Here is a 12,041-nt window from a genome sequence, read left to right on the forward strand (position 1 = left end):
CTCATTTTGGCCAAGTTGAGATTATTTAAGGTCGTTCAACTTGGCCGTTTCGTCTTAGTGATTAGATACCATCACGCTCAATTGGGCAGCTCATGCAGCGTGCACCACCGCGACCGCGACCAAGTTCGTCTCCTGGAATCGGAAGAACCGTGATGCCTGCTTTGTCGTATTTTTCGTTGGTGTATGTGTTGCCTTCGTAGCCAATAACAACGCCAGGTTTAACCGTTAGAACGTTGTTTGCATCGTTCCACTGCTCACGTTCTGCATGGAAGTTGTCGCCACCCGTTGTGATTAGGTTTAGCTTGTCTACGCCAAGTGCTTTCTCGATAGCTGTTACGAAGTAGCCTTCTTCTTTCACTTTCACTGCGCCTGACTCATCGCCAGTTAGGTTCCAGCACTGCACGTCTTTACTTACCACTTCAGGGTAAACAGAGAACGTATCTTCGTTCATGTGAGTCATCACGGTGTCTAAGTGCATGCAAGAACGGTGTTTTGGTAGCTGCATTGCGATAACTTGTGTCGCTTGACCGTGTTTGAATAGGCTAGACGCTAAGTGTTCAACACCTTGTGCTGTTGTACGCTCAGACATACCGATAAGAACCGCGCCACGGCCGAGAACAAGAACGTCACCACCTTCGATTGTTGAGTTGTCGTAGTTGATGTTTTCTTCATCACCGAAGTATTTAATGAAGTCTTCGCCTGCGAATGTTGGGTGCCAGCGGTAAATAGCGCGAACGTGGTTTGTTTCACGTTGACGAGCAGGTTTCGCCATCGGGTTGATAGATACGCCACCGTATACCCAGCAAGATGTGTCACGAGTAAATAGGTGGTTTGGTAGAGGTTCGATAATGAAGTCAGTTGGTGCGTGCATGCCTTGCATCATTGAAGATGATTTCATTGGCATTTCAGCGTAAGACAGACCGCCCGTTAGGATTTTTGCTAGCTCTAAGTTTGGTAAGTCGCCCAAGTAGCAGCGCACATCATTAGCGAATGTTTTACCCAAACGGTAATCAGATACCTGGCAGCTTAGTAGCCAGTCTTTCGCTTCTGGCACTGCTAGTGTGTCTGCTAGTAGGTCAGTAAGAAGAAGAACTTCAACACCCTGATCACGTAGCGTTTTAGTAAATGCGTCATGCTCTTTACCTGCGCGCTCAACAGCCAGTACGTCATCAAATAGTAAATCGTGACAGTTAGAGGGTGTTAGGTGAGTCAGTGCGCGTCTTGGGCGGTGAACTAGAACACGGCGCAATTGACCTATTTCAGAACCTACATAGAACTTACTCATGATCGTCTCTCTCTTATATATTTGAATTACTTTTATCGCTAAGAGTAATTATTTATTTTCAGTGGAGAATAATGAATTATTTTATTCATATCTCTTGTCTGGAATTAATATTACGCCTGCTACTCAGGTATTCTTAGAGATCTATCACAAATCGTTTTTTATCCCGCAGCCCTTTAAAATTAAGGGTTTTAACAAACTTTATGCACTTTTAGTCATGACGATTACATTCTAAATAGTTAGCTGTTAGGGAACTTTATGCACGCTTTTTTGATGAACCTTCCTAGAATCAAAATTGTTAGGGATTATATGCATAATAGTTTTATTGATAAGAATGTACTTAGCTTGGAAGTATGCAAAGTTTCTATTTAGATATTTAATTTTGGATGTGAAATTAATTATTTATTAACAAAATAAATGCGAATAAAGCTGTTGTGGTCACACTTTATAATTGGTTTTTTTAAGCCAGTTTTCTAAAAAAATAGCTTTTATTTCCCCTTTGGTTATTACAAGGTGAATAACTTTAAATATAATTAACGTTAATAAATGACTAAATATCTTTATAAACATAATGGAGAGGGATGGATTATTTTTTATTAGCCTTAACATCAATATTAAAACGTTGATTTACGCTTTGTCGAAGGTGTCCTTGGGTTGTTTAAGGTTGGCTGATGAGGTTAGCTATAGAGAGGCTTAAAATAGAGTGTGTGCAGCTCGTGAGGTTGTTTTGGGGACTGGCTCTGAGGGAGATAGCAATAAAAAAGCCGCTAAGAAAGCGGCTTTGAACGAGAAGGTGGTGTGTAGGTTTTAGATAAGCGCACCAATACTTAGTACAACGATGCAGAACACCATCAAGATTCCGATTAATGGCATCACCCATTTAACCCAGCGCACGTAAGGGACACGAGCAATCGCCAAGCCGCCCATTACCACTGCAGAGGTTGGAGTGATTAAGTTGACCAAGCCAGATGCAGATTGGTAAGCGGTGATAACAAGGTCACGACCTACGCCAGCAAAATCGGCTAATGGCGCCATGATTGGCATAGTCAGCACTGCTAGACCAGAGGTCGAAGGTACTAAGAATGACAGTAGAATTTCTAAGAAGAACATCACGTTAATGAAGACAACTGAAGAAAGGCCAGTCACCATTTGTTCTGCTGAGAAAAGAATAGTGTCGGTGATCATACCGCGGTCCATTACGACTACGATACCACGTGCGATACCTATGATAAGCGCAACGCCCAGTAGGTCTCGAGCACCGTCAATGAAGCTAGTTGTGAACTCTTCCTCGCTCATGCGAGACACAATACCGACAATAATAGTCGCTGCTAAGAACATCGCGGAGATCTCTGCCATCCACCATCCAGCAACGGATACACCGTAAATCATGACAGCGAAAGAGCCACCAAAAATGGCCAGGATCAGTTTGCGAGTCGCGGTGAACTCCAGTTTTTCACCACTTGCGTTGCCAAGGAAGTGCGCTTTGTTCTCTTCGTATTTGTCGTAAACAATCGATGTTGTTGGATCGGCTTGTACCATTCTTGCGTAGTGCATGACGTAGGCGACACAGATACCCCAACCAATAATCAGCATTCCAATACGCAGCGCGATACCGTCGGTAAATGGAATACCAGAGGCGTTGGCAGCAATAACGGTCGCGAATGGGTTAATGGTAGAGCCTAGCACCCCAATGCCCGCGCCAAGCAATACCGTCGCAGCCGCAACTAGAGGGTCAAAGCGAGCTGCCATCATTACTGGTACTAGTAATGTATAGAATGGCAGTGATTCTTCCGCCATGCCGTAGACGGTACCGCCAGCGGCAAACAATGCCATCAGTATCGGTATCATCAACTCTTCTCGCCCCTCTAAGCGGGCGGTAACGCGCTCGATGCCAGCATCAATGGCACCCGTTTTGGTTACTAGCCCTAAGAAGCCACCAATGATTAAGATGAACAGCGAAACGTCGATAGCCGCGGCTTCATAGCTATTGTGGTCGTAGAAGCCATCAATAGGCGCTAGCAGTACATCAATCACGCCTTGAGGGTTACCTTCTACCGCTTGATAGGTTCCGGTTACGGGTACTTCTCGGCCTAGCTCTTCATTCATTGCACGGTCGTATTGGCCTGCTGGAACAATCCAGGTAAGCAGCGCGACGAACGCAATCAGAATAAATAGAATGGTGTAGGCAGAAGGAAATTTAAAGTTGGCAAAGAAGCCGCCCTTTTTTTTCTCGCTTGGTATCGTTTGAGTTGTCATGGCTATCTCCTTACATCATCTTAAATAGAAGTGATGTGAATTAGCGACTAATGATTTATAGATTGTAAATACACGGACACTTATAAAGCACTCAACGATATAAAGTTGCTGACTTTAAATTAAGGTTGTTTTTATATTTACCAATCCAAATGAAGTTAGATTTAATTTAGCTGCGGTTATTTTATTCCTTACGTAAGTATTTAAGTTTGGTGCTGTTCACAAAAATAATGGCTAATGAAAGGGCTGAAAAATGGCAGAAAATTGGCAAGGTTTTTTGGTTAGTTAGCTTGGATTAATATTCGATGGGGATGACGGTAAATCAAAGGGAGATTGACTGGGTAGGCATTCCTAATTAATGGACTGAATAATCCTGGAATTTTATTCAAACTTTATTTTTAGTTGGTTTTTGAATTTTATAACGGTTATTTGACGTGTATCAAATAACACATTGAGCAGAAAACAAAAAAGGAAGCCGAAGCTTCCTTTTTTAGTTTAGAACATTAGTGATTACTAGATGAATAGGCCGCCAAATGCGAAGCCGAGTGCAACCGCTGTACTGATTGTTACCACACCAGGAATGAAGAATGGGTGATTAAATACGTACTTACCAATACGCGTTGAGCCTGTGTCATCCATCTCAACCGCTGCCAGTAGCGTAGGGTAAGTTGGAAGTACGAACAGTGCACTTACTGCAGCAAAAGAAGCCACGGCTGTTAGTGGTGCTACGCCAATCGCTAGAGCTGCTGGCATTAGTGCAACTGTTGTTGCGCCTTGAGAGTAAAGCAGCATAGAAGCGAAGAACAAAACAAGAGCCAGCATCCATGGGTAGTCAGCCAGTAGAGCACCTGCTACGTCTTTGATCTCAGCAACGTGTGCGTTTACAAACGTTGAACCTAACCAAGCTACACCAAGTACACAAACACACGCTGTCATACCAGAGCGGAATGTTGGCGCTGAAGAAATCTTCGCAGCATCAATCTTAGTGAACATCACGATAGCCGCTGCTGCTGCTAGCATCACAGACATGATCGCTTCGTTACGACCAAGCGCTGGGTTTTCAATTAGGCCAACAGAGCTAGAGATAGCCGCTGCGTAGCAAACCACGAAACCAATCGCTGCTAGGAAGATGTACGTTGCTCTCTTCGCTGTTGGTAGAATTTCACGCTTCTCTTCTGTCGCCAGTTTGATTAGACCTTTCTCTAGACGTTCTTGGTAAACAGGATCGTCTTTCAGTTCGCTACCCATGTAGTTAGCAACAACCGCACCAACCATACAAGCGATGAAGGTTGTTGGGATACAAACCATCAATAGCGTTAGGTAATCAACACCAAAGGGTGCCAGCATTGCTGCGAAAGCGACAACGGCAGCCGAGATTGGCGAAGCTGTGATAGCAATTTGAGAGGCGACAACTGCGATAGACAGTGGACGAGAAGGACGAACACCTTGGCCTTTCGCTACTTCTGCGATTACAGGAAGCGTAGAGAATGCTGTGTGACCAGTACCGGCCATTAGTGTCATTACAAAGGTCACAATCGGCGCGTAAAAGGTGATGCGTTCAGGGTGTTTACGCAAAAAGTTTTCTGCAATTTGTACCAACCAGTCCATACCGCCCGCAACCTGCATAGCAGCAATTGCGGTGATAACCGACATGATGATCAAGATTACGTCGATCGGGATGAAAGACTGGCTTGTTGGAACGCCAAGAATCAGTGAAAGGGCAATAACACCAGCACCACCGGCAAAACCAATACCGATACCGCCAATTCTGGCCCCCAAAAAGATAAAGAGCAGGACGATAAATAGTTCTACTGCAATCATAAGTAACACCTCATTTTAGATTTTATTATGTGAACATTCGCCGCTGGAATGTTCACATAATAGTTCTATGGTTTAGATTCTATTTCGCAAAAGTGCAACCAACAGAAACCCACAAAATTAACATGGTTAACCGTATTGGAGCCTAAAAAAGGGCTCCGTTTGGAGCCCTTTTTCGCTAACGTTATTCGTAGCGTTTTGCTTTATACTGAGGATGCATCAAATTTTCAACAGAGAAAATGTCATCAAGTTCTTCTTCGGTTAATAACCCGCGCTCTAGAACCACATCACGAACACTTTTACCTGTTTCTGCACAGATCTTACCAACAACATCACCCTCGTGGTGGCCAATGTATGGGTTTAGGTAAGTGACGATACCGATAGAGTTAAATACGTGAGATTCACACACTTCTTTGTTCACAGTAATGCCGTCTACACACTTGTCGCGTAGGTTCACACATGCGTTTGTTAGAATGTCTAGAGACTCAAACATGCTTTGTGCGATAACAGGTTCCATTACGTTCAGTTGAAGCTGACCGCCTTCTGCAGCGAAAGAAACCGTGTTGTCGTTACCTAAAACTTTAAAGCAAACTTGGTTTACTACTTCAGGCACTACTGGGTTTACTTTAGCTGGCATGATTGAAGAGCCTGCTTGCAGTTCAGGTAGGTTTAGTTCGTTAAAGCCAGTGCGTGGGCCTGAAGAAAGAAGACGTAAGTCGTTACAAATCTTAGACAGTTTAACCGCTAGGCGCTTAAGTGCACCGTGCGTCATTACGTATGCGCCACAGTCAGATGTTGCTTCGATAAGATCTTCAGCCGCTACACACTCTAGGCCAGTTACTTCCGCTAGGTGTTTAACTGCTAGGCCTTGGTAACCCGGTGCTGCATTCAGACCTGTACCGATAGCCGTTGCGCCTAGGTTAACTTCAAGCAATAGCTTTGAAGTGTATTCTAGGTTTTTGATTTCTTCATTGATGGTTACAGCCCAAGCGTGGAACTCTTGGCCAACCGTCATTGGAACAGCATCTTGAAGTTGAGTACGACCCATCTTCAGGATTGTGTTGAATTCTTGGCTCTTAAGCTCGAATGCACCTTTTAGGTATTCGATAGCGTCAATCAGTTTACGAACGCTGTTGTACACAGAGATACGGAAACCCGTAGGGTAAGCACAGTTAGTTGATTGGCTGCGGTTTACATGGTCATTTGGGTTGATGAACTCATATTGGCCTTTTTCTTTGCCCATAAGTTCAAGTGCAACGTTTGCCACAACTTCGTTAGCATTCATGTTTACAGAAGTACCAGCACCACCTTGGAATACATCCGATGGGAACTGATCCATGCACTTGCCAGTGTCTAGAATGAGGTCACAAGCTTCGATGATGTATTTAGCTACTTCGCTTGGGATTACACCTAACTCTTTGTTTGCTAAAGCCGCTGCTTTCTTTGTCATCACCATACCGCGAACGAATTCAGGTACATCTGAGATCGTTACATTTGAGATGTTGAAGTTTTCAACTGCGCGTAGAGTGTGGATGCCGTAGTAAGCATCAGCCGGAACATGACGTTGACCTAGTAGATCTTCTTCGAGACGAGTAGCTTGAGGAGCTTCAACTTGAGCTTCTGATAGATTAGCCATAACAGGATCCTTAGAGAATTATTCTGATTATATAGTTAGTTATTAGCCTATTCTGTGTGCAAATACTCCGTTCGCTAGAATATTGGGCTGATAAATCCGTCCTGACTTATGTGGCACATGATACTGTACTTAGCGCATAAAAATATTAAGTTGATCACCTTTTTCGGTTTTGTTTCGTCAATATTTTGCAAAGTTATTCTCGGTCAATAAACACGCTTATTTACAGGATAAATTTGAGATTGATAGGGCTTTCAGCGTAAACTGGATGTAACAAAGGAGGGCGTGTGTTTCCTATCTTATTATTACTCTTTATCTTCGTACCCATCATTGAGATTGGGCTATTTATTCAAGTTGGTGGCTTCTTAGGATTGTGGCCAACTATTGCGTTGGTTTTGATTACTGCATTTGTTGGTGCATCGCTTGTTCGTAGCCAAGGCATTCAAACACTTATGTCTGTGCAAGGTCGATTACAACAAGGCGAAATGCCAGCACAACAGATTCTTGAAGGCGTGATGCTTGCGGTTGCTGGTGTATTGCTGCTGACTCCTGGCTTTATGACGGACGCACTCGGTATGTTGGTATTGCTACCAGCACCAAGAGCGATGATTGCTAAGAAAATGATGGAAAAAATGGTGGTGACCAATATGTCTGGCGGTTTCCATGCGGGTGGACAGGCTGGTTTTGGTCAGAGTCCATTTGGACAAGACCCATTTAATCGCGACCCATCAGATCAATCAAAAGACGGTAACACCTTTGAAGGTGAGTTTGAGAAGAAAGACGATGACAACGATCGTAACCGCTTAAACTAGTCCGTTTTTTCTCTCTTCTTTATATAGAGGGAAAACAGAAAAGGCTCTTACCTTTATCCTTCGCAAGAAAGTGATAATGGTAAGAGCCTTTTTTATTGCTAGCAGGGGAGGAGCGTTCGGTTATACCGCGCCTTCAAAGCCCATTTGTCGCCACGCTTCGAATGCAATAATAGCAACCGCGTTAGATAGGTTGAGGCTACGCGCATCTGGCATCATTGGAATACGAATGCGTTGTTCCATTGGCATGCTTTCGATGAACTCTGCAGGCAGGCCACGTGTCTCAGGGCCAAACATCAACACATCACCTTGTTGGAATTTCGCATCCACGTGGTGACCTGTGGTCTTTGTCGTGCAAGCAAAGATGCGGAAGTCACCCTCGCGTTCATTCTCTAGATACTCAAGAAAGGCTTCTAGGTTCTTGTGACGCTTAACACGCGCTAGATCGTGGTAATCCAAGCCAGCACGACGAACTTTCTTCTCTTCAAAATCAAAGCCAAGCGGCTCAATCAGGTGCAGGTTTGCGCCGCAGTTAGCACATAGGCGGATGATGTTACCCGTATTGGGCGCAATTTCAGGTTCGTATAGAGCGATATCAAACATGTTGGTTCACAAGAATAATCAAAGATAGCCAGAGTATACGGTGGCAAGCTGAGTGAGTACAGTTCACCACCATTGGCTTACGCTTTATTCGCGAGTGCTTGTGCGTAGTTTTCAGAAACCGCATTCCAATTCACCACGTTCCACCATGCATTGATGTAATCAGGGCGACGGTTTTGGTAGCTGATGTAGTAGGCGTGTTCCCAGACATCCAGTGCAAGAATCGGCTCACCGTTGCTGGCGATGGTATCCATCCACGGGTTGTCTTGGTTTGAGGTCGAGATGATTTTCAGTTGTCCTTCTTCTACTACCAACCAAGCAAAGCCTGAACCGAAGGTATTGATTGCCGCTTGAGCGAACTGATCTTGGAACGTCTCGAAATCTCCGAAAGTACTTTGGATCGCGTCGCCAAGTTTACCTGCTGGTTCACCCCCGCCATCTTGAGCCATGCAGTTCCAATATAAAATATGGTTGTAGTAACCGCCGCCATTGTTGCGAACGGCAGGGCTGTGCTGAGAGATGTTAGCGAAGATCTCGGTCAGAGATTGCTGCTCAAGTTCACTGCCAGAAATCGCCGCAACAAACTTATCGTAGTAGGTTCTATGGTGCTTGCTGTAGTGCACTTCCATCGTCTTAGCGTCAATGTAAGGTTCTAGGGCGTCGTAGGCGTAGGGTAGAGCAGGAAAAGAGTGTGACATGGTAAATCCTCCTTAATTAGAGGACTTACCATAATGATAATGGAAATCATTATCAACTGTGATCTTTGTAGGGGTATTACACTGGCAGGATAGGCAGGGTGATTTTGAGTTGTAATCCACCGAGCTGGCTACGGCTTGCAGTGATGGTTCCGCTGTGTTGACGAATCGCACTCTCTGTAATGGTTAGGCCAAGCCCTGTGCCGCCAGAGTTACGATCTCGCGCCGTTGAAACTCGGTAGAAAGGTCTAAAGATAGAATCCAGTTCGTCATCAGGCACACCATCGCCATTATCATTGACGCAAATCGTCAGCCGATCTTGGACAACATCGAATTGCACATCGACTTGGTCTTTACCGTAGTAGATAGCATTGCGCGTAATATTGTCCAAGGCACTCATCAGTAGCTTAGGGTTACCCGAAATAGAACGGTCTGGGATCTCTGAAAACGTCAGTAATTTACCCATCTGTTCAGCTTCAAATTCTGCATCTTTTAAAATCTCTTCCCATAAGCTCGAAATAGGCTGAACCTCACGAGTAATATGGCTGTCGACCTGCATGCGTGATAGCGTCAGTAGCTCACTGATCATTTGCTCTAACCGCTGAGCTTCCATATCAATACGTTCTAACTCTTGGCTCTCACCTTGTTTACGAATCGCAAGTGCATTCGCCATGCGTAGGCGGGTCAATGGCGATCGTAGCTCGTGTGAGATATCTGAAAGTAGGCGTTGTTGCCCTGAGATCATCTGGTTCACTGCTTCGACCATTTGGTTAAAGCTCTCACCCGCTTGTCTGAATTCTGAGGTGCCTTTTTCGAGTGTGGGATCGACCTCAAACTGACCTTTCGCCACACGTTGTGCTGCGCGTTCAAGCCTACGAGCTGGTTGGCTCAATGCCCAAGCTAACCATAATAGCAGTGGGGTACTTGCTAGCATTACCGCAAGCAACAGTTGTAAAGGTCTATCAAATAAGCGCAGCAAAAATGGAGGAGGTTGGTTCCATTTTACTCCGGCATACATCAGTAATTCTTCTCCAGCGAGTGTGATAGGGACTGGCCCTGCTACCATGTAATGTCCGTATAACTTTTGCTTGGGTAATTCAGGGTTATCTATCGAGGTAACAAAATTACGAATCGCTTTAAGTTTGTAATTTGAGTGTCTTTTCGATGTAAGGACAGCGCCTTCAAGGTCGGTCAGGTAAATACGAGCACGAGAATCCTTGCGGCTACGCGGTGCCTCAAGTTGGAACACTATTTTTCCCAGGTTAGATTCTTTGGCGTAGCGCTTTTCTGTGAATTTAGCGATACGTTCGAGTTTATCGAGATGATCGGCAGGCACATCGCGCGCCACTCGCGGGTCTAAATGGGGAAGTGACAGTACCGACAAAAGCACCAGTAACATGGTGAACCAAAAGATAGCAAAGATACGTCCATATAAGCTGGTGATTTTAGGTATACGCATTAATCTTCCTCTACCAATAAGTAGCCACGGCCTCGTAAGGTTTTGATGCGAGATTTACCGTCACTGCGTTCTGGGATTTTTTTACGTAGGTTGGATATGTGCATGTCTATCGCACGGTCAAACGCTGCAAGCCTTTTGCCCAGCACATCCAAACTCAACGCTTCCTTGGTGATCACTTGCCCTGGGTTCTGGATTAGGTGACTCAGCAAAGCGAACTCGGTGGTGGTAAGATCGATAAGCTGGCCATTACAATAAGCTTCTTGCTTGCCGGGGAACACTTCAATGTCTTGATATTGAACCTTATCACTGGTTGCTTTAGGTGCGGTGTTGATCTGCGTTCTACGTAAGATGGCACGAATACGAGCGAGCAGCTCTCGGTCACTGAAAGGCTTTGGCAAGTAATCATCTGCGCCAAGCTCAAGGCCAATAACACGGTCGATCTCTTCACCTTTAGCTGTCAGCATCAGTACTGGCGTTTCCCAATTTTCTCTTAGTTTCTTTAGCGTTTCCATACCGTTAAGGCGCGGCATCATCACGTCCAAAAGAATCAAATCTATCTCATCATTGATAGCTTCCAACCCCGCATAGCCGTCGTTGGCTTCGGAAACAGTGAATCCCTCAAAGCTCAGTATGTCTTTAAGTAAGCCGGTTAGCTCGGTGTCGTCATCAATAAGAAGAATGTTCGCCATTGGGAAGCCTTAATCAGTTGTTTATAGGTTAATAATACTGCTAATTATTCGTCAACTTTCACTCTTTACGATTCTTTACGCTTTCTAAACGTCGCTTTACGAGGGAAAGACTAATCTATATCTAAGCGCTGAAAACAAACGCAACACATGACTGATTATACCGAATTGAGGCAAAAATTATGAAAATGACTAAGAAACTTGTACTAGTAGCTGCGGCACTTCCACTTATGTTAGGTACAGCAAGCGCGTTCGCATATGGCGGTGGCGATAAAGGTGACCACAAAGGCATGCATGGCAAGTGTGGCGGCTTTGACAAAAAAGTGATGCGTCAACTGGATCTGACGGATGCTCAAAAAGCAGAGCTAAAAGAGATGCGTGAAGCGAACCGTGCTGAGATGAAAGCAAAGCATTCAGGTAATAAAGCGGACAAGATGGCGCAGATGAAAGCGCACCACGAGAAAGTTCAAGATTTAGTTCTAGCCGATACCTTTGATGAAGCGGCGGCAAACGACCTAGCAAGCCAAATGGTAGAGAAGCAAACAGAGCGTCGTTTAACCATGCTGAAGAAGCAACATCAAATGATGAGCGTACTAACACCTGAACAGAAGACTCAACTGAAAGAAATCCAGCAAGATCGCATGGCTAAATGTGCGGACAAAATGGAAAAACGCATGAACAAAGACAAGTAATTCATGGTTTGAAAAAGCTGGATTGATTGAAAGTTGTTTAGAAAGAAGCGGCCTAGTGCCTAATGCCGATCAGTTAAAGCCAAAGTGATCGGTTGAAGGATCCTTCCGAGCTGT

At 44.7% G+C, this 12,041-nt stretch carries 10 protein-coding genes; 2 read left to right on the forward strand and 8 right to left on the reverse strand.

The window, feature by feature from the left end; genetic code table 11:
* Nucleotides 1–61 precede the first annotated feature (61 nt).
* The 4 genes from arcA to aspA all read right to left on the reverse strand — a co-directional run bounded on the left by arcA (nucleotide 62) and on the right by aspA (nucleotide 6,989).
* Nucleotides 62–1,285, reverse strand: a complete 1,224-nt coding sequence (arcA, locus tag AB6D80_RS07845) for an arginine deiminase (protein WP_009844709.1) — start codon at nucleotides 1,283–1,285, stop codon at nucleotides 62–64.
* An 804-nt stretch (nucleotides 1,286–2,089) separates the two neighbouring features.
* Nucleotides 2,090–3,538 carry a YfcC family protein gene (locus AB6D80_RS07850; protein ID WP_017101330.1) on the reverse strand — a complete coding sequence of 483 codons (1,449 nt, stop codon included), beginning with the start codon at nucleotides 3,536–3,538 and terminating at the stop codon, nucleotides 2,090–2,092.
* 510 nt (nucleotides 3,539–4,048) lie between these two features.
* Nucleotides 4,049–5,356 (reverse strand): anaerobic C4-dicarboxylate transporter, encoded by a 1,308-nt coding sequence (locus tag AB6D80_RS07855; RefSeq protein ID WP_017101331.1) that lies wholly within the window; start codon nucleotides 5,354–5,356, stop codon nucleotides 4,049–4,051.
* A 181-nt stretch (nucleotides 5,357–5,537) separates the two neighbouring features.
* Entirely contained in the window at nucleotides 5,538–6,989 is a 1,452-nt protein-coding gene (aspA, locus tag AB6D80_RS07860) for an aspartate ammonia-lyase (protein WP_009844714.1), read from the reverse strand.
* A gap of 284 nt (nucleotides 6,990–7,273) precedes the next feature.
* Here aspA and AB6D80_RS07865 point away from each other — a divergent pair, with 284 nt between their 5' ends.
* Nucleotides 7,274–7,798, forward strand: coding sequence for an FxsA family protein (locus tag AB6D80_RS07865; RefSeq protein ID WP_012604974.1), 525 nt, complete (start codon nucleotides 7,274–7,276; stop codon nucleotides 7,796–7,798).
* 120 nt (nucleotides 7,799–7,918) lie between these two features.
* Here AB6D80_RS07865 and trmL read toward each other — a convergent pair whose 3' ends face one another.
* The 4 genes from trmL to AB6D80_RS07885 all read right to left on the reverse strand — a co-directional run bounded on the left by trmL (nucleotide 7,919) and on the right by AB6D80_RS07885 (nucleotide 11,238).
* Nucleotides 7,919–8,398: a tRNA (uridine(34)/cytosine(34)/5-carboxymethylaminomethyluridine(34)-2'-O)-methyltransferase TrmL gene (trmL, locus tag AB6D80_RS07870; RefSeq protein ID WP_009844716.1), complete on the reverse strand. Its 480-nt coding sequence runs from the start codon at nucleotides 8,396–8,398 to the stop codon at nucleotides 7,919–7,921.
* A gap of 77 nt (nucleotides 8,399–8,475) precedes the next feature.
* Nucleotides 8,476–9,093 carry a superoxide dismutase gene (locus AB6D80_RS07875; protein ID WP_012604973.1) on the reverse strand — a complete coding sequence of 206 codons (618 nt, stop codon included), beginning with the start codon at nucleotides 9,091–9,093 and terminating at the stop codon, nucleotides 8,476–8,478.
* A 76-nt stretch (nucleotides 9,094–9,169) separates the two neighbouring features.
* Entirely contained in the window at nucleotides 9,170–10,549 is a 1,380-nt protein-coding gene (cpxA, locus tag AB6D80_RS07880; protein ID WP_012604972.1) for an envelope stress sensor histidine kinase CpxA, read from the reverse strand.
* Complete coding sequence (locus tag AB6D80_RS07885; RefSeq protein ID WP_017103634.1) at nucleotides 10,549–11,238, reverse strand: response regulator; 690 nt, start codon at nucleotides 11,236–11,238, stop codon at nucleotides 10,549–10,551. Before AB6D80_RS07885 ends, cpxA begins: the two co-directional genes overlap by 1 nt.
* 179 nt (nucleotides 11,239–11,417) lie before the next feature.
* Between AB6D80_RS07885 and AB6D80_RS07890 the strand changes: the two genes are divergently transcribed.
* Nucleotides 11,418–11,927 carry a CpxP family protein gene (locus AB6D80_RS07890; RefSeq protein WP_012604971.1) on the forward strand — a complete coding sequence of 170 codons (510 nt, stop codon included), beginning with the start codon at nucleotides 11,418–11,420 and terminating at the stop codon, nucleotides 11,925–11,927.
* Nucleotides 11,928–12,041 lie beyond the last annotated feature (114 nt).

Source organism: Vibrio sp. 10N.247.310.17 (assembly GCF_041466605.1).
Taxonomy (GTDB): domain Bacteria; phylum Pseudomonadota; class Gammaproteobacteria; order Enterobacterales; family Vibrionaceae; genus Vibrio; species Vibrio tasmaniensis_A.

Bases quoted from the DNA above. Each gene is read 5' to 3' on its own strand.
- arcA (WP_009844709.1), bottom strand. From the start codon at position 1,285: ATGAGTAAGTTCTATGTAGGTTCTGAAATAGGTCAATTGCGCCGTGTT.
- AB6D80_RS07875 (WP_012604973.1), bottom strand. From the start codon at position 9,093: ATGTCACACTCTTTTCCTGCTCTACCCTACGCCTACGACGCCCTAGAA.
- AB6D80_RS07850 (WP_017101330.1), bottom strand. From the start codon at position 3,538: ATGACAACTCAAACGATACCAAGCGAGAAAAAAAAGGGCGGCTTCTTT.
- AB6D80_RS07890 (WP_012604971.1), top strand. From the start codon at position 11,418: ATGAAAATGACTAAGAAACTTGTACTAGTAGCTGCGGCACTTCCACTT.
- trmL (WP_009844716.1), bottom strand. From the start codon at position 8,398: ATGTTTGATATCGCTCTATACGAACCTGAAATTGCGCCCAATACGGGT.
- AB6D80_RS07885 (WP_017103634.1), bottom strand. From the start codon at position 11,238: ATGGCGAACATTCTTCTTATTGATGACGACACCGAGCTAACCGGCTTA.
- cpxA (WP_012604972.1), bottom strand. From the start codon at position 10,549: ATGCGTATACCTAAAATCACCAGCTTATATGGACGTATCTTTGCTATC.
- AB6D80_RS07855 (WP_017101331.1), bottom strand. From the start codon at position 5,356: ATGATTGCAGTAGAACTATTTATCGTCCTGCTCTTTATCTTTTTGGGG.
- aspA (WP_009844714.1), bottom strand. From the start codon at position 6,989: ATGGCTAATCTATCAGAAGCTCAAGTTGAAGCTCCTCAAGCTACTCGT.